21 protein-coding genes are annotated in these 20,727 nt (G+C 62.2%); 16 read left to right on the forward strand and 5 right to left on the reverse strand.

Features of this window, described 5'->3' with window-relative positions:
• Positions 1-150: 150 nt before the first annotated feature.
• Both AC2D9V_RS16490 and AC2D9V_RS16495 read right to left on the reverse strand, forming a co-directional pair.
• A complete protein-coding gene (locus tag AC2D9V_RS16490; protein WP_484715196.1) occupies positions 151-795 on the reverse strand; it encodes a hypothetical protein in 645 nt (214 codons plus the stop codon).
• 61 nt (positions 796-856) lie between these two features.
• On the reverse strand, positions 857-1,159 hold the full coding sequence (locus AC2D9V_RS16495) for a hypothetical protein (RefSeq protein WP_484715197.1): 303 nt from the start codon (positions 1,157-1,159) through the stop codon (positions 857-859).
• Between the two features lie 169 nt (positions 1,160-1,328).
• On the opposite strand from AC2D9V_RS16495, the gene AC2D9V_RS16500 reads away from it, so the two are divergent.
• From AC2D9V_RS16500 to AC2D9V_RS16575, 16 genes are all read left to right on the forward strand, one after another.
• Positions 1,329-1,649: a hypothetical protein gene (locus tag AC2D9V_RS16500; RefSeq protein WP_484715198.1), complete on the forward strand. Its 321-nt coding sequence runs from the start codon at positions 1,329-1,331 to the stop codon at positions 1,647-1,649.
• Positions 1,621-2,331 carry a lytic transglycosylase domain-containing protein gene (locus tag AC2D9V_RS16505; RefSeq protein ID WP_484715199.1) on the forward strand — a complete coding sequence of 237 codons (711 nt, stop codon included), beginning with the start codon at positions 1,621-1,623 and terminating at the stop codon, positions 2,329-2,331. Before AC2D9V_RS16500 ends, AC2D9V_RS16505 begins: the two co-directional genes overlap by 29 nt.
• 51 nt (positions 2,332-2,382) lie before the next feature.
• Positions 2,383-2,655 (forward strand): TrbC/VirB2 family protein, encoded by a 273-nt coding sequence (locus AC2D9V_RS16510; RefSeq protein ID WP_249306404.1) that lies wholly within the window; start codon positions 2,383-2,385, stop codon positions 2,653-2,655.
• 66 nt (positions 2,656-2,721) lie between these two features.
• A complete protein-coding gene (locus AC2D9V_RS16515; protein WP_484715200.1) occupies positions 2,722-2,997 on the forward strand; it encodes a VirB3 family type IV secretion system protein in 276 nt (91 codons plus the stop codon).
• Positions 2,987-5,365, forward strand: coding sequence for a VirB4 family type IV secretion/conjugal transfer ATPase (locus AC2D9V_RS16520; RefSeq protein ID WP_484715201.1), 2,379 nt, complete (start codon positions 2,987-2,989; stop codon positions 5,363-5,365). The genes AC2D9V_RS16515 and AC2D9V_RS16520 overlap by 11 nt, the downstream gene beginning before the upstream one ends.
• Entirely contained in the window at positions 5,362-5,568 is a 207-nt protein-coding gene (locus AC2D9V_RS16525) for a hypothetical protein (RefSeq protein ID WP_484715202.1), read from the forward strand. Before AC2D9V_RS16520 ends, AC2D9V_RS16525 begins: the two co-directional genes overlap by 4 nt.
• Before the next feature lie 8 nt (positions 5,569-5,576).
• Complete coding sequence (locus AC2D9V_RS16530; protein WP_484715203.1) at positions 5,577-6,680, forward strand: lytic transglycosylase domain-containing protein; 1,104 nt, start codon at positions 5,577-5,579, stop codon at positions 6,678-6,680.
• Complete coding sequence (locus AC2D9V_RS16535) at positions 6,677-7,486, forward strand: type IV secretion system protein (RefSeq protein ID WP_281470189.1); 810 nt, start codon at positions 6,677-6,679, stop codon at positions 7,484-7,486. The genes AC2D9V_RS16530 and AC2D9V_RS16535 overlap by 4 nt, the downstream gene beginning before the upstream one ends.
• Complete coding sequence (locus tag AC2D9V_RS16540) at positions 7,486-7,989, forward strand: hypothetical protein (RefSeq protein ID WP_484715204.1); 504 nt, start codon at positions 7,486-7,488, stop codon at positions 7,987-7,989. The genes AC2D9V_RS16535 and AC2D9V_RS16540 overlap by 1 nt, the downstream gene beginning before the upstream one ends.
• Positions 7,990-7,992: 3 nt before the next feature.
• Complete coding sequence (locus tag AC2D9V_RS16545; RefSeq protein WP_281470185.1) at positions 7,993-9,012, forward strand: TrbL/VirB6 family protein; 1,020 nt, start codon at positions 7,993-7,995, stop codon at positions 9,010-9,012.
• A 32-nt stretch (positions 9,013-9,044) separates the two neighbouring features.
• Positions 9,045-9,704, forward strand: a complete 660-nt coding sequence (locus tag AC2D9V_RS16550) for a VirB8 family type IV secretion system protein (RefSeq protein ID WP_484715205.1) — start codon at positions 9,045-9,047, stop codon at positions 9,702-9,704.
• Complete coding sequence (locus AC2D9V_RS16555; protein WP_484715206.1) at positions 9,701-10,450, forward strand: TrbG/VirB9 family P-type conjugative transfer protein; 750 nt, start codon at positions 9,701-9,703, stop codon at positions 10,448-10,450. The genes AC2D9V_RS16550 and AC2D9V_RS16555 overlap by 4 nt, the downstream gene beginning before the upstream one ends.
• A gap of 1 nt (position 10,451) precedes the next feature.
• Positions 10,452-11,774: a TrbI/VirB10 family protein gene (locus AC2D9V_RS16560; RefSeq protein WP_484715207.1), complete on the forward strand. Its 1,323-nt coding sequence runs from the start codon at positions 10,452-10,454 to the stop codon at positions 11,772-11,774.
• Positions 11,774-12,748: an ATPase, T2SS/T4P/T4SS family gene (locus AC2D9V_RS16565; protein WP_484715208.1), complete on the forward strand. Its 975-nt coding sequence runs from the start codon at positions 11,774-11,776 to the stop codon at positions 12,746-12,748. Before AC2D9V_RS16560 ends, AC2D9V_RS16565 begins: the two co-directional genes overlap by 1 nt.
• A 377-nt stretch (positions 12,749-13,125) precedes the next feature.
• Positions 13,126-14,070 carry a protein kinase domain-containing protein gene (locus tag AC2D9V_RS16570; protein ID WP_484715209.1) on the forward strand — a complete coding sequence of 315 codons (945 nt, stop codon included), beginning with the start codon at positions 13,126-13,128 and terminating at the stop codon, positions 14,068-14,070.
• Positions 14,071-14,074: 4 nt separating this feature from the next.
• On the forward strand, positions 14,075-15,691 hold the full coding sequence (locus AC2D9V_RS16575) for a tetratricopeptide repeat protein (protein ID WP_484715210.1): 1,617 nt from the start codon (positions 14,075-14,077) through the stop codon (positions 15,689-15,691).
• A 164-nt stretch (positions 15,692-15,855) separates the two neighbouring features.
• Here AC2D9V_RS16575 and AC2D9V_RS16580 read toward each other — a convergent pair whose 3' ends face one another.
• Genes AC2D9V_RS16580 through AC2D9V_RS16590 form a run of 3 tightly spaced genes read right to left on the reverse strand, consistent with a single transcriptional unit; the run spans position 15,856 to position 20,148 of the window.
• On the reverse strand, positions 15,856-17,700 hold the full coding sequence (locus AC2D9V_RS16580) for a type IV secretory system conjugative DNA transfer family protein (RefSeq protein WP_484715211.1): 1,845 nt from the start codon (positions 17,698-17,700) through the stop codon (positions 15,856-15,858).
• Positions 17,701-17,710: 10 nt separating this feature from the next.
• Positions 17,711-19,588, reverse strand: a complete 1,878-nt coding sequence (locus AC2D9V_RS16585) for a relaxase/mobilization nuclease domain-containing protein (protein ID WP_484715212.1) — start codon at positions 19,586-19,588, stop codon at positions 17,711-17,713.
• Positions 19,585-20,148, reverse strand: coding sequence for a plasmid mobilization protein (locus AC2D9V_RS16590; RefSeq protein ID WP_484715213.1), 564 nt, complete (start codon positions 20,146-20,148; stop codon positions 19,585-19,587). The genes AC2D9V_RS16585 and AC2D9V_RS16590 overlap by 4 nt, the downstream gene beginning before the upstream one ends.
• Positions 20,149-20,727 lie beyond the last annotated feature (579 nt).

A 20,727-nucleotide genomic window follows, 5' to 3' on the forward strand; every position in this document is an offset into this window, starting at 1 on the left:
CATTTGCTGGTTGAACGGACCCAAAGCTCGCGCTAGATTCCCACTACCACGAGGAAATCAGTGCGGCGTCGGGCCTATGGTCTGGCGTCGTTTCTGTTTCTGGGGGTCTCAGTCTTTCGATCGTGTCGGAGAGGCTGGAAGGTCAGGTCATCAGTAGCGCACCTCCTCGAAGCCGTAGGTGCCCTCGTAGTCGGTCCAGTCGACGAAGACGCCTCGGAACCAGTAATCGGAACAGCTTGTCCCCGGGCGGAACGCTGAAGCCGGCGGAACCCGGGCCGGCGTTGACCGCGCCCAAGCGAAGTCTCCTTGTTCGCCGTAGGTCCCTTCGCGGATCGTCGACCAGGTGTTGCAGTCACCGTCCCTGTTTCGGTGCCGCCGGTATTCGATCTGGAACACATGGATCGAGCGCACGAAGTCATAAGCCGGATCCGATATGTCGACGTCCGCACGGTCTTGGGCCAAGTGAAGCTCGCTGGAGCTCTCGACCTGTGACTGGGGCCGTGGCCCGCCCTCTGGCCATAGCGCAATCTCGAACAGCCGCTCCATCGGAGCCTGTTCGCGGTTCACGGACGCCCGCATCGGACAGTTCCAGATCTGCAGCGGCGGCTCCACCGGCCAGGGCGTGATCCGCGCGATGAAGACGGCGCGGGCATGGGCACATTCCGCTGAAGCCGGCCAACCGCCTGCGAGGCAGAGAAGGATCGCGCAATCGACGGGATAGGCGGCAGCGGGCGCCGCAAGTGAAACTGAGACGGCTGTCGCGGCGACGGCGGCCGCAGCTCGTAGGGAGTTCATTGTTGGTTTCCTTGAGAAGACGCCGGGAGGGGAGGGGGCGGGAAGACTTGATCTGGCGTGATCAATCGTCAGGCTCGGGGCCAAGAGACTGGTAGTCGCGGATCGCGCGGTTGATCTCCTCGGTCACTTCGGCTCGTGCAGCGTCGAGACATCGCAGATAGCCCTGTGCCTCATCGAAATAGGCTGCGAACTCCTGCCCGATCTCCGTCCGAAACTCGGCCCGCGTGGCGGCATCGGTCACTGGTGCGGGCGGGATCGGCGGCAGACAGTCCAGTGCCGTGGCGCCTTGAGCGACCCCGCAGACAGACATTGTGAGCAGGGCGGCGAAGAGGAGGCAGGTGCGTTTGGAAGGGAGAAGCGGCATGCGCGATCCAGAGATTTCAAAACATGTGCATGAATTGCAAAACACCGCTATTGACGCAATAGGATTCTACCGCTAGTGGTGCCGTCACGTTGCGCGACGACATGTTTCTCATCAGCGCGACATGCACTATGTTCTGCCGTGAGCGTGTTGCTTCGGAAGGTGCCAACCCATGAGGAACTTGACCCCGGTGATCTTGCAGGCCGGACTGAAGGAGGCCCTGACCGAAGGCGGCATCGTCGAAGCCCTCTGTGTCGAGGACGCAAAGAAGGTTCTCAATGTCTGGCAAGGCACCTGGCGCATCCAGTTGCGCCTTGGCGACCAGACAGCCCTTCTGGTGATCTCGCGCGGGCTCGAACCCCGGGAGTTCAAGACCGTCACCGGTCTGATCTCCTTCGCGGTCGAGTTGGGTCTGACCATGGTCCCCGTTCCTTTGAAGAAGGGCGAGAAGGTGACCTGGACCCATGACGCAGCGGTGGAGCCCATTCCCTGATCTGACCCTCTGTGGCGGGCTGGCACTTTGGCTCATCGCCGCACAAGGTGCTGTGGCCGAGGTCATCGACCTCGGGGCAGGGGCAGAGGACCTGCGGGTTCGGGCCAGCGTTCTCGATTTTGGCAAAGAACTTCCCAAGCGCGGCGATCTGAACGGCGACGAGCTCGCAGATGGTGTTGCGACCGATGCCGCTGAGAACAGTCTCGTTGTTCTTGCGTCCTATGGCACGACCCAGACGGGCAGCGGTCCGCGTGGCACGGCCGAGATCGAGGACCTCGTTCTCGACGTGGGCGACGACTACCTTCGCCATCCGGCCCTGAAAGCGGCCGGGCTCTCGGGGACGGAATGGCTCGCGCTCTTCCGGGCCAACATTGCCGTGGAATCCGCCTTCAATCCGGATGCGCGTTCATCGGTCGGTGCAATCGGACTTGGGCAGTTGATGCCAGGAACCGCCGATCTCCTCGGTGTCGATCCCTACGATCCGGAAGACAACCTGCACGGCTCAGCCCGCTATCTCCTCGCCCAGCTCGAGGACTTCGGCACCGCCGATCTTGCGCTTGCCGCCTACAACGCGGGGCCCGAAGCGGTCCGCGACTATGGCGGCATTCCCCCTTATGCCGAAACCGAGGGCCATGTGGCCAAGGTTCTGCGGCTGACCAACGCAACCCTCAGTTCGGAGTAACTCCCTCACATGTTTAGGACCTTTTTTGGCGCGCGATTGCCGCGCCTGGCTTTGCATACCCTTTTGCTGGCGCTGCCTTTCGCGGCAATCCTCGCGGAGCCCGCTCTCGCGCAGAATCTCGACCCGCTGGAAAACATGCTCCAGGTCGTGGTTGACGGGCTGACCGGACCAATCGGGCGGCTGATCGCCATCCTCGCCGTCGTGGCTGCGGGCTACATGATGTTCACCGGCCGCCTGAACTGGCCCCTCTTCCTTGCGATCTTCTTCGGCGTGGTCCTCGTCTTCTCGGCCGCGACCATCATCGACGGCTTTGCGGCCCCCTGAGGCGGGATAGGCGACATGCCGGGTGGCCTCGCACACCCGGCATGGCCGATCCCCCGGATGTTCCCCATGCATGACGCGCCCCTGTTTCTCGGCCTTACCAGGCCGCCGAAGATCTTCGGCCTGCCCATCGGCTACTTCGTGAGCCTGATGCTGGGCTCGGTCATTCCTTTTGTGGGCGCCAACGATTGGCGGTTTCTGCTGATCGGCGTCATCGGTTATCCGGTTCTGTGGTTCGTGGCAGACCGCAACCCGAACCTCTTCGAGACGGTCGCTGTGGTCTTTTCCCGGACACCGCGCACGCGCGGCAAGTCGCCCTTTGGCGGAGATCGCCATGTCAGCTGACCTGAAGTCCCTCTTCCCGGCCACCCCGGCGCTTCGATCTGTATTGCGGCCTGAGGATCTCGCAGCCGAGACACTTGCCCGACACTTGCCCTGGCTCTCCGCGCCTGCGGACAACCTGATCCTGACCCGTCAGGGTGATCTGATCGCCTCGGCGGTGGTCGAGGGACAGGACAGTTTCACGACGGAAGAGGGGGACCTCTCGCTCGCGACCACTTCGCTTGCGCGGCTGATCGGCCAGTTGGGCGAAGGCTTCGGGTTCCATGTCTCCAAGCTGACCCTGCCGGACGCACCCCAGCTAAAGCCCTTCGATGGTGAGGGCACTGGGGCCGAATTCGCGGCCATGGTCGATACCCGCTGGCAAGGGCATCTTCGCGCACGCACGCTGAAGCGGCGGGTGCTGGTGGTGTCCCTCATCCTGCGCCCCACGGCGCTGAAACGTGCCCCCCTTATAGGTGCACTTTTCAAGGCGGCCTTCACAGGCGATCTCGGTCAGCGGATCGAACGCCTGAATGAAGCGATGGGGCTTTTGGCCGGAGCTTGCCAGGGTCTGGGCTTCCGGCGGCTGACCGTTTCCTCCTGGGAATGGCTCGGTCTCCTGGGCGTCCTCCTCGGACAGCCGATGGCCAAGGTCCTACCGATGCGCGGCCAGTTTCTGAGTGAGGCTATAGCATCGTCGCAGATGACGTTTGCTGGCAAGCGGGTGGAAATCGATACCGGTGCCGGGCAGCGCTTCGGGACGATCTTCGGCGTGAAATCCTACCCCGCCCGAACCTGGGCCCGGATGCTCGACGCGTTGGAACTGCCCTACGACATCGTCATCACCAACAGCTTCACTCCCGCCCGCAACAACGAGATCGAAGAGCGCATCAAGCGCACGGCGCGCCAGATGCGCGCCTCCGAGGATGCCGCCGAAACTCTGCGTCAGGAACTTTACGAGGCCGCAGATAATGTCGCCTCGGGCCGTCAGGTCTTCGGCAAGCACCACCTGACCGTCATGGTCACGGCCGAGACCCCGGAACAGCTGGAGGAAGCCGCGTCCGAAGTCTGGCGGGCCGGACAGGATTGCGGGGCGACTCTGGTGCGCGAGAGCTTCGCCGCCCGCGCGGCCTGGTTCGCTCAGGCCCCGGGCAACTGGGCCTACCGCCCGCGCACGGCACTTCTGTCAGCCCAGAACTTCGCCCATCTGGCGGCGCTCCACCGGGTGACGGAAGGTCGCTCCAAGATGCAGTCGCCCTGGGGCGAGACAATCACGGCGCTGCCGACGGTGACCTCGAGCCTCTACCGCTTCAATTTCCACGACAAGGGCGAGCGCGGTGCTGAGCCGAGCGCCGGACACACGCTTGTGCTGGGCCGAACGGGGTCGGGCAAGACCCTCGGCACGGCCTTTCTTATGGCACAGGCGCGGCGGGTGCATGCCCGCATCCTCGTCATCGACAAGGACCGTGGCCTCGAGATGGCCGTGCGCGCTCTTGGTGGCAGCTATTCCGCGATCCGGATCGGTGAGGCGACAGGCCTCAATCCGTTCCAGACCGAGGTCGATGAGCGCGGAGCGGCCTGGCTCACCGATTGGCTGGGTGACATCCTCGCAGGTTCGCGGCTCTTCGAGACAGCGCAAACCGTCAGCCTCAACGCTGCTGTCCGTCAGATCGTTTCGGCCGATCCGCGGCTCCGGACCTTCGATGGCCTTGCAACTCTCGTCGCCACGACCGACGACGAGGGCGATCTGGTGGGCCGGGTCCGGGAATGGGGGCAGGGGGGGCGGCATGGCTGGCTCTTTGGGCCCGGCGCCACATCCCAGATCAGCCTTTCCGAAGATGTGGTCGGCATCGACATGTCCGAGATCCTTGATCTCGGGACCGAACGCTCGGCGCTACTGGCCTATCTCTTCCGCCGAATCGAGCGGGTGATCGAGGATCGCCGTCCGACCCTCATCGTCATCGATGAGGCCTGGAAGATGCTGGACGATCCGATTTTCGAGAAGCGCCTGCACGACTGGCTGGTCACGATGCGGAAGAAAAACGCCGTCGTGATGATGCTGACCCAGACACCGACGCATCTGACGCGGGTCAAGGTCGGTCAGATCATCGCCGAGAGCGTGGTGACCCAGCTTCTCTATCCGAACCCGCGCGCCAACCCCGAGGATTACCGGATCCTGCGGCTGAACGAGAAAGAGGCCGAGTTCCTTTGCACGCCCACCGGTGGCCTGCGCCTTGCCCTGCTGCGCTCGGCCGGGGACTCGGTCTTCGTGAACATGGACCTCGCCGCCCTTGGACCTGCGCTCGCCGTGCTCGGCGGTGGCCGATCCGGCGAAGACCGCGCCCCCTACGGCTGGCGCGACGCCCCTGATTTCTGGAAGGACATGACGTGACCCGACGCAACCGCCTGATCCCCCTTTCCCTTCTCGGGTTCGCCCTCCTTTCCGCCTGCGCTGGCGTCGAGACAGGCGCCGTCTCTCCCTGTCACGGCCAGTTCCAGGCCGAGGGCAAATACTTCGCGGCGCGGGAGCAAAGCGACGGCACGACGGTCATCGTCTCCACGATGAACGCCCCTGACGCGCCTTGCGCGGACTGAGCCACCGCATGCGTCGCGCACCCCTCCTTCTCGGGCTTCTCCTGGGCACTGCGCTGCCCGTGGGCCTCATGGCTCAAGGCGTGCCAATCATCGACGGCTCGCGGCTCTCGAACTTCATCTCGCGACTTGCCGAACAGGCTGAAGACGCCGTGAAGCAGGGTGAGAAACTCAGCACACGCTCCGAGCTCAGCGAGATCGAAGACGACCAGCTGGCGGCCTATGAGCGTTTCCTCGCGGATACGACCGGCCTGACCGACCTCAGCGGCTTCGAGATGGGGACGGGCTCCTTTCCACCTGCCGATGAAGTCTATCCTCTTGAGGAGACCAGCCCGGAAAGCCAGCGGCTCTTCGGGGAAGGCGAGACGGTCGAGGCGATGATCATCGCCACGGCGGCGCGCTATGAGACGCATCCCGGTGTCGTGAAAGTCGGGCTCACGCCCACGACCTGGCGCATTCTTTTCCAGTCGCTGGTGAAGCAGGAAAGCGGGTTCTCAAACGCGGCGATCAGCCCGGTCGGGGCCATGGGCTTTTGCCAGTTGATGCCGGGCACTGCCGCCGATCTCGGCGTCGATCCGACCGACCCGCTGCAGAACCTCGACGGTGGCGCACGCTATCTTGCGACCCAACTCAACAGCTTCGGCCGGATCGACTTCGCCCTCGCGGCCTATAACGCAGGGCCCGGCAACGTCCAGAAATACGGTGGCATCCCACCCTTCGAGGAAACCCAGAACTACGTCCGCAGGATCTCGGGCTACTACGACGCCTACCTCTCGGTGATCACTGGCGCGGACGTAACCGGCACTTTGGCGGGGGTGGAGGGTGCAAGTGCCGAATGGGGCAACATGTCCTCGGCCTTCATCGGCTATTCCGGCCAGCAGTCGGGGCAGATCGAGGCGGCGATGGCCCGGATCAAGGGGTTCCTGGAAGAGGCCAAGCCCCAGACCCCGAAACAGGCGGTCGACCAGAACACCTACATGCTCGCCGAGCGCGCCCGCCTCATGGCCCTGACGCTGCGGCTGCGCGCGGGCGCCGTCAAGGTCGAGGCGGCCCGTGGGCTCTCGGACGCCGCACAATCCCTGCAATACACCACCTTCTGGGAGTACACTCCGTGAGACCTGCCGTCCTTCGAACAAGGGCGCGTCTCGCGCTCGCCGTCTGTGCATCGCTTCTGGCATCACCTCTTCTGGCACAAGGCGTGCCCGTCATCGACGGCACCAACCTCGCCAAGAACATCGAGCAGCTTCAAGCAACACTTCGCGATGCAGAAAACCAGATCGCGCAGATCGAAGAGCTGAAGAAGCAGGTCGAGACCGGTCTCGAGCAGTTGACCAACCTCGAAGGCATCCTCGGGTCGATCTCGGGCCTGAACGAGATCGCGAGCCTTTACAATTCGGTGGGGGACCTGCGCTCACGGGCGGCCAAGATCACCGATCTCTCCGGTTTCCAGGATGCGCTGACCATCGGGGATTTCGATGGGCTTCTGGACAGCTTGCTCGATGGCGACGTGACCATGGGCGACAAGATGGCCGCCGAATATATGCGCGACACGCTGGAAGGGGCCGGGCTGACCTCGGAAACCCTCGCCGGGCTGTCGTCATCGGAGAACCCGCAGGACAAGCTCATCGCGACGACCGCAGCGACGAGTGCCACGGCCATGGGCGTGGCGCAGCTTTCCTACGAGGAAGCCGCCCAAAGCCTCGCGCGGATCGACGGTTTGGTGGCTGAAATCGCCAATCAGGAGGGCCTGAAGGAAAGCATCGACCTCAACACCCGGATGGCCGCCGAGACCAACTACATGCTCGGCCAGATGTGGCGGCTGAATGCGGCTGCGGGACTCGCTGCCGGGCAGACGGGTGTGAACTGGGCCGCAGAGCAGGCCAAGGAAAAGAGCTTCTTCGACTATTCGGGGGCCGAATGATGCGGCGGGCTTCTCACCACGTCGCGGTGGTTGCTGTCCTGGTCTGCTTTGCCAGCTTCGCTACGGCGCAAGACATCGCCACTTTCAGCGACGTTCAGCTAATCGAAGAGACCCGGGAAGCGGTAGGCGCGCAAGATGCGGAGGCCGCGCTGGATCTCCTGACCGAAATGCAGCGGCGCGGGACCGGGATCTTTGCCGCCGCAGACAGGCCTGCCTGCGAAGAGGTGATCGATCTGCCCGATGGGATCACCGATTGGAAGTTCCGCGCAGTGGCTCGCCAAGCCTATTTCCGCGTGGCGATGTCGCGGCGGCTTGAAAAAGGCTCCTGCGCTTGCCTCTTCGAGGGCTTCACCTTCGACGCCTTCATAAAGACCGCGTTGGGCAAGTCGACGGCGGAACTGACCGATGCAGACCGTCCGGCGCTGGAAGGTATCCGCAATGAAGATCGGCGTGCGACCGAGGCGCGGTTTCGAGAACTCGAGCAAAGCTGCCGGGCCAAGTGATCCATGGCCATCATCGCCGACATTCTGACCCAGGTTGATGCCGCTGCAACAGCGGTTGGTGCCACTGCATTTGATGCCGTGGCCGCCGAGATCGTGCCGGTCTTCCGGGTCGGATCGGTCCTAGTGGTGGCTCTGATCGGGATCAACCTGATGGCACAAGCCGTGCCAATGACACTGCGCAACGGGCTCGGTCTGATGGTGCGGATCGCAGTCGCGTCGGCCTTCTTATCGTCCTGGACCAACTTCAATTCTGTTTACGGCGTTCTGACCAATGCCCCGAGCGAAATTGGCGCGGTGGTGATGAACGCGTTTGGAGACGGATCAGGCAATCTTTATGAGGGTCTGGATGCGCTTTACCTGCAAGCGCTGGATGTGGGTCAGGCGATCAGCCAGAACGGCAGCTACATCACCGGTGCCCTTGCGGGCCTCCTGATGTTCCTGGTGGCAGCCCTCATGGCGACCGTGTCGATCATCGTGATCTCGGCCGCGAAAATCATGATCGGGGTCCTCGTCATCTTCGCACCCGTCGCGATTGCCTGCACACTCTTCAAGGTCACCGCCCCGCTCTTTGACCGATGGGTGAACCTTGCCCTCGGCTTCGCTCTTTATCCCATGCTGACGTCCGGAATGGCGGCCTTCACGATCTACATCGCGGAGGACCTCACCCCGGCCTCCCTGGCCTCGGTCGAGACCATTGGCGATGTCCTGAGCTTCGTGGTCGTAATGATGCTCGGCACCGGCCTCATGGCCATGGTGCCGACGATCGCGCAATCCCTCGCGTCGACCGCGACAGGTCTCGGCAGCGTCGCAGCCTCGACCTTCCGCACCGCCGACAGCGTCAAGGGTTACGGACGCACCGGCATCGCTTCGGGAATCGGAGCAGGCCGGGGCGCGGCTGGCTTAGATGCCGGTGGCCGCCGTCCATCGGACGCGCGCCTGAACGGCAATACCGCCGGTCAGATCGGGCGGTCCGCAGTGCAGACCGCAATGCGGCTCGCCAGCCGGACACCGGACAAGAGCTGATGCCCCAGAATTCGAGAAGTGGAGGACCGCCCATGGAGGCGCATGGATTTGATGTCGATCTCGTTCTGGAGCCCCGCCTCTCGGCCCGGCGCGCCTGGATCGTCGCGAGTGCCGCAGGCGGGCTGAGCCTGATCCTTGCAACCGCACTGGTCTTCGTCCTGCCCTTGCGGGAAACCCAAGTCTTCACCGTCCTCGTCGATCGCCAGACCGGTGACGCCGAAAACATCCTGCAGGTCGCCCCGACCGGGATCGAGGATCAGGAGGCACTGAAACAAAGCCTCCTCGTGGCCTATGTCTCTGATCGCGAGGGCTATTTCCTTGCGGGCATTCAGGCCCGGCTTGAAAGCGTCCAGCGCCGCTCGACAGGGGGTGCCGAAGAAAGCCTGAGGCTTCTCTGGTCGAAGGGCGGCGGCAATTCTGCCTATCCGCCCGATGTCTATGGGCCCGGTGCGGAAGTCACGGTGACCGTTCGACGGATCACGTTCCTTTCGCCGAACGTCGCCCAGATCCGCTTCCTGAAAACCCTTCGCAAGACGAAGCAGGAGCCGGTGACCCAGCCCTTCGTCGCGACGGTCGAGTTCGCCTTCGAGCCAAAGACCGAACGCTCCCTTGCCCACGTCTGGGAAAACCCGCTCGGCTTCACCGTCTCGGCTTACCGCGTCGACGCCGAAACCTTGGAGACCAATCCATGACCCGTTTTCTCCTCCTCCTGGGTATTGCCTTCGCCTGCGCCCTCGGCTTCGCAACTGTTGCCACCGCCGAAGTCGCCCCCGCGTCGATGGGTGCTGACGCGCGTGTCCGGTCGGTCCTCTACAACCCCGTCGATGTCATCCGGCTCGACACGCATTTGCGTGTGAACACCGCCATCGAACTAGGCGCGGGCGAGCGGATCGACTCGGTCCTTCTTGGCGACAGCGAAGCCTTCGAGGTCGAGGTGCTCTCGAACCGGACCACGGTTTCCGTGAAACCCCTGATCGCCGGGGCTGAAACCAACATGACGATCTACACGGGGCGGCGCACAATCTCGCTGTCGATCAGCGAGGGCTGGTCCCGCAACCCGACCTACCGGCTGGTCCTGCGATACCCCGAGACCGGCACGAGCCGCTCGGCCCGCAGCGCCGTGGCCGCAGGGTCGCGCGACATCGGCTATGCCTGGTCGGGCGACGAGACCCTGAAACCGGTCCATATCTGGAACGATGGGCAAGCGACCTACTTCGCCTTCGCACCAGGTCTCCGGCCTTCGATCTTCGGCGTCGATGCGACGGGCCGCGAGGTGACCCTGAACTCAGGCACGCGGGGCAGCATCGTCCGTGTCTCGGGCCTGCGCACCGCTTATTCGATCCGGATCGGCACGCAAGTTCTGTGCATCGAGCGGGTGGATGGCGGCGTGACCAGCGATCAGGCCCTGCTCGCCAAGCTTCAGGGTTGGGAGTTCTGACATGGCTGATCCGGAAATGACAAATCCGCAGAAGGGTACTGAGCCGGACTACCAGATCGATCGGCCAAAGCCGACGATGACCAGGCAGCAAAAACTTGGCATGGGTGCTCTGCTGGCAGGGGCCAGCCTTGCCGCGCTCTGGACGGTCTGGCCTTCCAGCCGCGCCATCCCGGATGTGGAAACCTCCGCCGTAGAGGAATTCCAGGATCAGACGGGAGGCTCGCCCTTCGGGGCGATTGAGCCAGGACCGGAAGCGAAGCCCACCGGGGATGGGTTCTCCGACATCGAAGGGGAACTGGCTTCTCAGCGCGAAGACCTCGAAGCGCGGAACGCCACACTCCAGTCCGAGGTCGAACGGCTACAACGCGAACTGGGTGATCTTGCCGACAGGGCCGATGCCGAGAAGGATCAGACCGCCAAGGAACTGGCGCTAGCCCTCGAAGAAGCACAGTCGCAGAACCTCGCTTTGATGGAGGACATGCGGCGGCAGTTCAATCAGGAGATCGCTGTCCTGAAAGCAAGCGCGGACACCACGGGGGCAGCAGAAGCCGCCCGGGAGGCCGAACTGGCCGCCAAACGTGCCGAGCGCGAGGCGCAGCTAGCGGCCCGCGTGGCCTCGCCTTCGGTCGTCTTTGACGATGGGCAGAAGGGTGGAGCAGGGGATGCCGGGATGGGGATGCCTGAGGCCCCTGCCGAGGGTCGAGATGCTGCGGGGCGGGATTTCGTGCAGTCGGGGCGCGAAGCCACCGCCACCGAAGTGAGCCAAGTGATCGCCAATCCTTCGAACACGGTCCTTCAGGGTACGATGATCGAAGCGACCCTCGAGAATGCGGTCGACTCGAGCCTGCCTGGCCAGATCACAGCGATCGTGACCCGGCCGGTCTGGTCCTTCGATCAGGCGCAAATCCTGATCCCCGCCGGATCGCGCCTCTTCGGTGATTATTCCTCGGACGTGGCCATCGGCCAGGGCCGCATTCTTGTGGCCTGGACGCGGCTCGTCACACCGGACGGGCAGTCCGTGCAGATGGAGGCCTTCGGTGGCGATGCCCAAGGTCGCTCCGGCATTACGGGTAGGGTCAAAACCCGGTTCGGCGCGCGGTTCGGATCGGCTGCGCTCATCTCGCTGCTTGGAGCCGCCCCCGCCGTCGCCGCCGCGAAATACTCCGACGAGGTCAATTCAGACACTGCCGAGAGCATGGGCGAGGACCTGAGCGCGGCCATGGGCTCATCTGTCGAGGCTTACACAAGCCTGCCACCGATCATCACCGTCGCTCCCGGGGCCGCGATCACGGTCATGGTCGACCGCGATCTGGAAATCTGGTGATGGATGATCGGCCGAGTTTCCTCGGAACCTACCTCACACCGCTCGCCCCCCTGTTCATGAGGGACGATCTGGTTGAGGTGGCGATCAATCCCGACGGCAAGGTCTGGATCGAGCGGAAAGGGGCGACCCACATGGAACGGGTCGCGCATCTCTCGATCGATGGGGTCTTGTCGACCAACCTCGGCCAGGCCATCGCTTCTGCCGTCGGCGTGCAATTCTCCGACAAGAAGCCCACCGTCTCCGGAAAGATCGTCTGGGGCGACATGGCAATACGGGCGCAGGTCGTGGCACCGCCCATCGTGGAAGGCGGGATGGCGATCACCTTCCGACCGTTCAAGGTCGCGGCTGATCAGCTGATCGAGCCGAGGCTCTTGCACGGCGGTCTCGTTGATCTCGATGCCAAACGTCGGGAAAGGGCAGGGGAGGCGATGAAGCTTGCTGAGGCCGGGCAGGTCGTCGAGGCCATGCGACTGTGCGTAGAGGAGCGCATGAACATTCTGATCTCAGGTGGTACCTCGACCGGTAAGACGACCTTCGCACGGTCGTTGTTGTCGATAGTGGACCCGGGGGAGCGGATCCTGACGATCGAGGATGCTTATGAGCTCTTCCCCCGTCAGGAGAACGCCGTGGCCCTTAAAGCGGATCGCAGTGCCCAAGGCGAACGGACGCCTGCGCGGTTACTCGAAGCCTCGCTCCGGATGCGGCCGGATCGGATCATCCTCGGCGAACTGCGGGGCGAGGAAAGCCGGACTTTCCTCGAAGCGATCAACACCGGGCATGGCGGGTCGTTCACAACCATCCACGCCGACACAGCCCGGAAGGCCATCGACCGGTTGGCGATCATGGTCATGGCCGCAGGGCTGGGCATGGGGTTCGAGGAGGTAAAGCGATACTGCGAAGGGAGCGTGGACTTGGTGGTCCAGCTTTCGAGGCAGGACGGACGGCGTGGGGTGGCAGAGATACTGTGCCTGTGAGCATCACCAAAGGCGGAAAGCCGAATTGCAGTCGAAGTGTGACGAAGAAGCTAACGTTCAGTCGCGGATGAGGCCATTGACGGGCGGGCTTAGTGCAAATCAAGTTCTGTTAAGGCAGCAAAGAAATACAGTCCGTGAACCACTATGTTTCACAGGCAAAAGCCGTTGCAGCACTGATCTACGCCGCATAGACTGCGCCATGATCCCGTAGGGTTACTATATGTAGTGGAGGTCCCATGGTAGCGGACAGAGCGGGAGCTTGGCGTCTCCTCGGACAGACTGTAGGCACCGGCTGGGCTGTTGTAGCGCCACTAGGTTGGGACGGGGTGAACGGGAAGACCGCTGACCACTATAATGGTACGGGTGGCAACTTCTCCGTGACGTACATTGTGGAGAAAGATGGAAAGCGGGCATTTCTTAAAGCGATTGACTTTACGTCCGCAATGGAAGCCCCAGACGTCGTTAAGGAGCTTCAGCACATCGTCGAAGCACATAGCTTTGAGACCCGCATTCTTGGCATCTGCCAAGGCGAACGGATGGATCGGATCGTCGTTGCCATCGAGTCAGGACAGGTCCGTGTCGGCCCCAACCTGCAAGACTCGGCGCCGTTCCTGATCTTTGAGCTCGCCGATGGAGACGTGAGGCGGCGAATTCAAAAAGTGGACGGTGAATTTCGTACTGCCTGGTGGCTCCGAGCCCTGCACCATACGACAGTTGGCTTGAATCAGCTGCATGGGAAGCGGATCGCTCATCAAGACCTAAAACCGTCGAACGTACTCTGCTTTGGTGGTGAAACCGACTTCAAAATCTCAGATCTCGGCCGGTCTGTACACGAAGGCAGCCCCGGTCCTTATGATACCTACATCTTCGCAGGTGATTGGGGCTATGCACCACCAGAGCTGCTTTACCAGCAGGTAAATGAAGATCGGACGGCTCGCTGCCTTAGCGCTGACCTATACCTGCTAGGGAGCATGATCTTTTTCTTCGGCATGGGCTTTGGATGCACTCAACTGCTGATGTCGCGCACAAGTCAGGACATGCTTCCCTTCGTGCTGCGTGGAGGATGGGCTGGCACGTACCGGCAAATCTTCCCTCATGTTCAGACGATCTTTACGGAAACCCTGTATGATCTTGGCACAAGCCTTGATCCATCCGTGTCCCAGGAGCTCGTTAAGGCTGCAAGCGAGCTCTGCAACCCAGACCCCGCACTTCGTGGTCACCCATTAGAGAGGGCCGCTGGCAATCAGTTCGGTTTGGCACGATATGTGTCTTTGTTCGACATTTTGGCGAAGCGAGCAGAGGTAGCCGCGAGAAGAGCATAAGGCGATGATCGAGAACGAGAACCTTGGAGACCGCCACACCATTCCGCGCTGGCGGTCAATTTCGGCTGCGCGCAAGGTCGGTGAGCTTGCGCCCTTGACACCGAACGGTATTCGACCATCCCAATTGCGTCTGCGGGACCTTGTGCAGGAACAAGTTAAGCACGACTTTGCCAAGGCAAAGGCTGCATGGGAAACAAGCAATGGAACGGCGGAAGCAGAAGAATTGCTAAGTTCTGCCCTTATTGCGGGCAGAAAATCCGATCCTGCAGTTCTAACTGCCGCCGTCCGGATTAGTTCGACAGCAAGATTTTCGCCTTGCCTTGCTGGTTTTGCCGAGTCCGTAATTCACGGCGATGCACCACCGCGCGAACAACTGCCAAGCATACAGAGTGTCGAAGACGCTCGAGCAGAACTTGCTCGTCGGAAATCGCTACTAAGCCTTAACCCAAGAGACTCCTGGCTACTTGCCGAAACTGCACTCATCTATGCAAACTTAGGTCAAAACAAAAAGAGCAGAAGTCTATTGCTTCGAGCGCTAAAAATGTCGCCTGAAGATCGCTATGTACTTCGGTCGGCAACTAGATTTTTCGTCCATATTGATGAACCTGACATCGCTCAGGCTGCGCTAAAGCAGGCTACGAGGACTGAAATTGATCCGTGGCTGATGTCAGCAAGGCTGGCAACCGAAGCTGCTCAAGGAAAAACAGTAACCTCTTGGCGGAGGGCCAAAGCACTTCTGGACAACAGCAATTTTTCAAGTCGTGATCGATCAGAGCTTGCGGCGGAAATTGGGACATTGGAACTCTCTGGTGGCTCTCGAAAACAAGCTCTGCGCATTCTGAAACTTGGGATCAGCGACCCAACAGAAAATGCGATTGCGCAAATTGAATGGGTCGGCAGAAGCTCAAGGGCCTTCAATCCCAAGGATTTCCTGCCAGATCTTGGACTGTCCGATGAAGCAATAGCCAATCGGGCATTTGCGGAGTCGAATTGGACAGGCGCCCTTGATGCGGCCGAGCGTTGGGCTGCACTTGAACCCTTCAGCACGCGTCCTGCGATCTTCGGCTCGTTTGTTGCTTCGATTTTGAATCACTCCGTTGAAAGAGGCCTCGCGCTCGTACGCGCCGGACTACGTTCAAATCCACGTGACTTTACCCTGCTAAACAATTCCATTGTACTGCTTTGCTATGGTGGTCGCCTTGATGCCGCTCGCGAGGAGTATCGGCGCCTCCAGGAACTTCCATGCAATAGCGTCGATATGGTAACTCGCCTTGCAACCGGCGGGCTGATTGCGTTTAGAAGCGGCGAGATCGAAGAAGGTATAGACCTTTACGCTGCAGCCATCGAACATGCGGTGATGCTGAAGGAGCCTCTACTAGCATTTCGAGCTTATTGTTTTAGAGCTCGCGAGATGGCAGTTCTTGATGGGACTGTTGCGAGGCTTCTGTCCGACAACATCCAAGCCGCGATATCTTTTGTGGAGAACCGCGGTGTTGTTCTTCCGAAGGAAGTGGAAATACTCAAGGACCAGATTGATGCTGCAGCTGGCGCCAAGCCTCAACTCGAGTGGGGCGACTTGTCAAAATTCGATCTGGTAAGCCAGCTATCTCTCCTTGAGTAGGGAGCAAAGCAACTCGGCCTCCGCCAAAAATCTGATGCCGGGACTACTGCGCTACGTCGACTTTCAGATACATGTCCATACAGCACTCAAGGTGGCCGACTGACGGCTATGGGGCCAAGACCTACTGATCGATGAAACAGATGCACTCGGCCGTTAAGCTTCCATCACACCCGGGCAGGCAGTTTCCGTTTTAGCTTGGCGCTTTCTGTAATGGCTTGAAACCCTCGTGCGGCCTCTTCGAAGAACTCGGCATCTGCACATTCAGCAGACGCAGCCAACCCCGACAGCTTTCCTACTGCGACTTGCACGCCATCCGCTCCGTTTCCTCGGATACGCGGCAACTCCTTTCCTTTCCGCGCCAGGTCAATCGGCCCGAAGTACCGATCCTCATAGTACCGGATGTGCCGCGCGCGGATCGGATACTGCCCCTCGGGCAGCACCAGCACCTCCTCCAGCGGAAACCGCAGCACCTCGTTCGCCGAAATCAACGGCCGCTCCTCGGACCGCCGACTAACATTTGCGCTATCTTCGAGCGCACGCACCCGCGACTGGCTTTCGGTCACGGCGGTGATGGTGGACCGCCCCAAGGCGTTCGACAGCACCTCGGCCGTACGGTCGTCCTGCGGGGTCATGTAGATCTGCACACCAGCCCCGCCCTGCAGGGACCTCCGTCCAGTTTCGCCATAGATGTCATCGAGACCAGGGATGGTCTGGGAGATGATGAAGAACCGGCCGCCGAAACTGCGGATGGTCTTGATGGAAGAGAGCACCAAAGGCTGGCGGCCGAGCTGGTCGAACTCGTCCATCAGGAACATGACCGCATGGGATTCGTCCGGCCCAGGCTCGCAGCGTTGGAGGGACGCGATGGCATCCGCGAAGAGAAGGCGGACGAGGGGGGCTAGGGTTTTCAGGTGCTCGGGCTGGACGACGATGTAGAGACTTTGGGGATTGCGGCGGAAGGTTGAGAAGTCGAAGTCGCTTGCCGAGGTCACCCGGTCGACCGCCGGGTCGTTCCAAAGCTCGAGCCCGGATCCCTGGATGACAGACACATAGGCCCCAAGGGTTTTCTCCGGGACGTCTGCCATCTCCAAGAAGGTGCGGGAGACGATCGGGATGTTTGTCGTCTCGGCAATGGCCGTATAGCTCTTCTTCTTGTCGCCACCCCCAGCCATGATCTCGCCAGCAAAGCCTAAGGTCGGGCGGCGCTGTTCGATGGCGTAGAGGCACGAGGCGATGAAGAGCCGCTTGCCGGCATTGAAGAAGCTCTGCGCACTTTCGCCTTCCGGGATTAGGAAGAGGTCGGCCATCGAGTTCAGCGCGGTATACTGACGCTCGGCGGAGGGCAGGGCGGCGATCCGGGCAAGCGGGTTGAAGCGGTGCGATCCTCGGTCCTCGTCGAAGGGCGAGAAGTACCAGATGCCGTTCTTCAGCCCGAGCTTGCGGTGGATGGAGGTCTTGGCGAAGTTCTCGCCCTTCACGTCGAGGATGATCGCCGATCCCGAGAAGTGCAGGAGGTTCGGGATGACAAAGCCGACGCCTTTCCCGCGGCCCGTCGGTGCAACCATCATCGCATGCGGGAAACGGTCGGGCGGCGCCATCACGAAGGGCGCGTCGGACTTCGGGAGGCCGAGCTTGCCGAAGATGAAGCCGTTCTGATCGAGGGTTCCGACCATGTGGTTGCTCTTCAACTCGCGGCGCGACTGGAAATGCGCGTCGTCATATTGGTTGAGCCGCCCGCGATGCACTCCGGCAAGTCCGACCAGCGTCAGCGCGACAGTCACGGTACCGGTGATGATCAGCGCGCCCTGCAGAACCGACGGCCGCGCGGCGAGGTCGGCCCAGGCGTAGCGCACGAACCAGGGGCCCATCGGGCTAAGCGTATCGAGGCTCTCCCGGAAGGAGGTGATCACGTAGATCGTCGCCAGCATGCCGCCGATGTACAGACCAGTCAGTAGGCCAAGGAGCAGCGCCAGCGGATACCGCCAAGCGGTGTCGAGGTTCGAGAGCATAGGTCCGTCCTCAGAGTTCGTGCCCGGTGTCGCGTTCGACGGCGCGGTCGCGCTGCCCCAGCTCGGTGGCGCGATGCTGCGCCCGTGCCAGGTCCGCCCAGGGTCCGACCTCTCCCGATTGACCGAGATCGCCCTCATTTTTCAGTCCATGCGCCACGGCAGCCCTGAGCGCTGGATCTCGGACCTGCTCGTTGAGCGGTGCGAGATCGCCGGACCGAACGCGGTCGAGATCCTCGGGTTTCAGGGTGTCGTGCAGGCGGTCGACGATGGCTTCCAGCGCGGGCACCTCGGAGAGCTTCATGTGGCGATCGGCGGAGAGCAACTGGTCGCGCGCAACGGCCTCGTTCAACTCCGGCGCAAAGTTGAAAGCGGCGACTTCTGCCCGAACCTCCTGGCTGAGGGCGCGCTCCGTTTCCATCCAGAACACCTTTTGCATCGTGTTCGGCTGCTCCGTGATCCAGCTCGCCCGCTGGCCCTCACTGCGCTCGGCCAAACTGAAGCGGGCGACCATTTCTTCGACGGACGTGCCGGCTATTCGAAGCTCATCTTCCCGGATCGAGAACAGCGCCGTCAGCCGTTCGCCGATCTCGTCGCGAACATGTGCAAGGGTCGCGCGAAGACCTTCATCGAGAGAAACACCCTCGGTCTGGCCCTGCTCCAGTCGCGCAAGCGAGGCAAGTGTCGGGTTGTGGTAGGGATCGGTGTTTCGGTCTGCGACCTGGGCATGCTCTGCTAGAAGGATGCTATCCGGCGCGAGTTTCAGCGAGGCGCGCGCCTGTTCGGCAAAACTCCGTTCGAGGTCAACCCGTTCGGCCGAGGGTTCCATGGCACGGATTGCCTCCCAGGCTTCGGTGGCCGAAGCGATCATCTCGCTGCGCGCAGCCTCAACCCGCGCGGCGGGATCGCCTTCGGCATGAAGCGAGTGGTCGGGCATCAGGGGAACTCCTTGTCTGAGAGCGGCGGCAGAGGCGCCAAGCGCCCGGGCCAGCCGGGAAAGGTAGGAAGAGGCGTTAGCCTCAGTGCCAGTTGCGGCGGCAAGGCCGGCGAGATCGCCTAAGGCTTCGTACTCACGGGCGAAGCCCTGCATCGCGGCGAGCCGTCGGCTCCGCTCCCCGTCGGACAGCGGCGGCGGGGGAGGGGGCGTGGCCTTCCCGCCCTCTCGCGATGCACGCAGCTCGGATTGGCGCGGCGGGTTCTCGATGATGCCGCGAGAAAGGCGCGACGAGGCGAGGATGTTCAGCCCATGCGACTGACTGATCTCGGCGTGAAGCTCGCGCATCACATCGAAGTTCAGTGCGGCATGCCGACAGATCGACAGGAACCGGCCTTCTTCGATGCCATGCTTGTCGACCACGAAATGCGCATGCAGATGGTCAGTGTCCTTGTGAAGCGCCGCGACATAGCGCCAGACATCCCCATATTCACCGGACCCGAACACAGCCTGACCCCATTCCCGGGCGATGACCTCGGCGCGCTCGGCGTCCACCCCGCGCGGGAAACTAAGGACGATGTGATCGGCATGTCCCCGGCGCGGTGCACCTGTCCAGGTTGAAGACCAGATATCCGCCGTCCGGCCCGTTCGCGATGGATCGAAGTCACGCTCATAACCCGCCAGATTGCACCAGGTGCTCTGCACCCCGTCTTCCCGGGCCACATAGTCGAGCAGGCGCTTCAACTCCTGCGGCGTTCGGGCACTGCCACCTGCGATGCGTTTGACGACCGACTGCCAGCCGCGTGGTCCTCCAGCGTTTCGCAGAAGCGCCCGGGTCTGACGTTCCTTGCGCGTGCCGAGACGGGACGCGGCACCCTCGCCACCGCCTCGCCCACGACGACGGTCGTCGAGAACATGACCGAGAACCAGATCCTCAACGGAAGGCGACCGGGTCATTTCGGCGCCTCGTTAGACGCGTCAGCGGCATGAGAAAATGCAGAGGCTTGATCACCAAGTCCCTGCTTGGCCCTCAGCGCCGAGAGGAGGTGGACAACCTCTTCCACAAGGTCATCGACCCGCGCTCCGACCTTGCGCACCAGGGCGGCATCGCGGGCGTTCCAGGTCAGACGACCGACCGCCCCCAGACGGGCAATCTGGTTGAGGTTGTTGCCGACGGCGGACAACTCCCGCCTGGCTGCAGCGATGGCATCCAGTTCGTCTGCCTGGATGGCCAGACGATCGCTTGCCTGTCTGACCAGATGCCGGACTGCCTCGGAGACTGTTAGACCGCTTGCCTCGGCAACCGCCTGAAAGGCTGCATGCTCGTCTTCCGTGATGCGGATGTTGAGCTTCACCGAAAGCCGCAGCACCTCTTTCCGATCAAGGCTGCCCTTGATCCGTGACAGCGCCTGGCGGGAACGGCCCATAGACCTCGCCACGGCCGCGACGCTCTCGCCAGCGAGGAGCCGCGCCGTGATGGCGGTAGTCTCGGCAGAGGTCAGGCGTGAGCGAGGCATTGCATCATTACATGTGTTTTGCAGTCATTGCGCATCATGTACCACACACCACCGTTCCTGCCAACCGTCCTCACCGGCCGATTTCCGCTCCTCCGAAGAGGAGCCCGCCTGCGGAAACCGGACAGCCGGTGAGGACTCAATATGGCGTCAGGGGTCGGCGGCTGGTCCGCCGACTGCATCCCTGCGCCCGGGCCGAAAGGCCTCCGTTTGAAGCGAGACCAAAGTGGTCGAGCGCCTTGAAACGTTGGGCTTTGAAGAAGTGTGCGGTCACTCCACGAGGGATTGCAAGGAAGGGCATGACAGTCTGAAGGAAGGTTTGCCCGCGAAGGAAAAAGGGGCCGGGGAAGGGGTCTCCGGATGTTTCAAAGCCTGTCCACGGCGGACCATGGCAGACCATGGACGGCTCTGGGCATGAAGCCACTGGCTGGATCGGCGCAGCGTCAAGCCGTCACTGGGCGAACTGGCGGACAGGCATGCAATCAAATTGTCCGGCATGCAGCCGGTGGGTGGGTCAAGTTCGGAATCTTCCCTCGACGGAGGCCTGATGTCGCCCTGCCTTCGGATCAGCCGCGCGGACAG

It is taken from the genome of Tabrizicola sp. T46 (genome assembly GCF_057219895.1).

Coding starts and splice junctions, on each gene's coding strand:
- AC2D9V_RS16560 (WP_484715207.1), top strand. CDS start 10,452: ATGGCTGATCCGGAAATGACAAATCCGCAGAAGGGTACTGAGCCGGAC.
- AC2D9V_RS16590 (WP_484715213.1), bottom strand. CDS start 20,148: ATGCCTCGCTCACGCCTGACCTCTGCCGAGACTACCGCCATCACGGCG.
- AC2D9V_RS16575 (WP_484715210.1), top strand. CDS start 14,075: ATGATCGAGAACGAGAACCTTGGAGACCGCCACACCATTCCGCGCTGG.
- AC2D9V_RS16555 (WP_484715206.1), top strand. CDS start 9,701: ATGACCCGTTTTCTCCTCCTCCTGGGTATTGCCTTCGCCTGCGCCCTC.
- AC2D9V_RS16530 (WP_484715203.1), top strand. CDS start 5,577: ATGCGTCGCGCACCCCTCCTTCTCGGGCTTCTCCTGGGCACTGCGCTG.
- AC2D9V_RS16505 (WP_484715199.1), top strand. CDS start 1,621: ATGACGCAGCGGTGGAGCCCATTCCCTGATCTGACCCTCTGTGGCGGG.
- AC2D9V_RS16495 (WP_484715197.1), bottom strand. CDS start 1,159: ATGCCGCTTCTCCCTTCCAAACGCACCTGCCTCCTCTTCGCCGCCCTG.
- AC2D9V_RS16520 (WP_484715201.1), top strand. CDS start 2,987: ATGTCAGCTGACCTGAAGTCCCTCTTCCCGGCCACCCCGGCGCTTCGA.
- AC2D9V_RS16545 (WP_281470185.1), top strand. CDS start 7,993: ATGGCCATCATCGCCGACATTCTGACCCAGGTTGATGCCGCTGCAACA.
- AC2D9V_RS16515 (WP_484715200.1), top strand. CDS start 2,722: ATGCATGACGCGCCCCTGTTTCTCGGCCTTACCAGGCCGCCGAAGATC.
- AC2D9V_RS16585 (WP_484715212.1), bottom strand. CDS start 19,588: ATGACCCGGTCGCCTTCCGTTGAGGATCTGGTTCTCGGTCATGTTCTC.
- AC2D9V_RS16500 (WP_484715198.1), top strand. CDS start 1,329: ATGAGGAACTTGACCCCGGTGATCTTGCAGGCCGGACTGAAGGAGGCC.
- AC2D9V_RS16565 (WP_484715208.1), top strand. CDS start 11,774: ATGGATGATCGGCCGAGTTTCCTCGGAACCTACCTCACACCGCTCGCC.
- AC2D9V_RS16540 (WP_484715204.1), top strand. CDS start 7,486: ATGCGGCGGGCTTCTCACCACGTCGCGGTGGTTGCTGTCCTGGTCTGC.
- AC2D9V_RS16580 (WP_484715211.1), bottom strand. CDS start 17,700: ATGCTCTCGAACCTCGACACCGCTTGGCGGTATCCGCTGGCGCTGCTC.
- AC2D9V_RS16550 (WP_484715205.1), top strand. CDS start 9,045: ATGGAGGCGCATGGATTTGATGTCGATCTCGTTCTGGAGCCCCGCCTC.
- AC2D9V_RS16490 (WP_484715196.1), bottom strand. CDS start 795: ATGAACTCCCTACGAGCTGCGGCCGCCGTCGCCGCGACAGCCGTCTCA.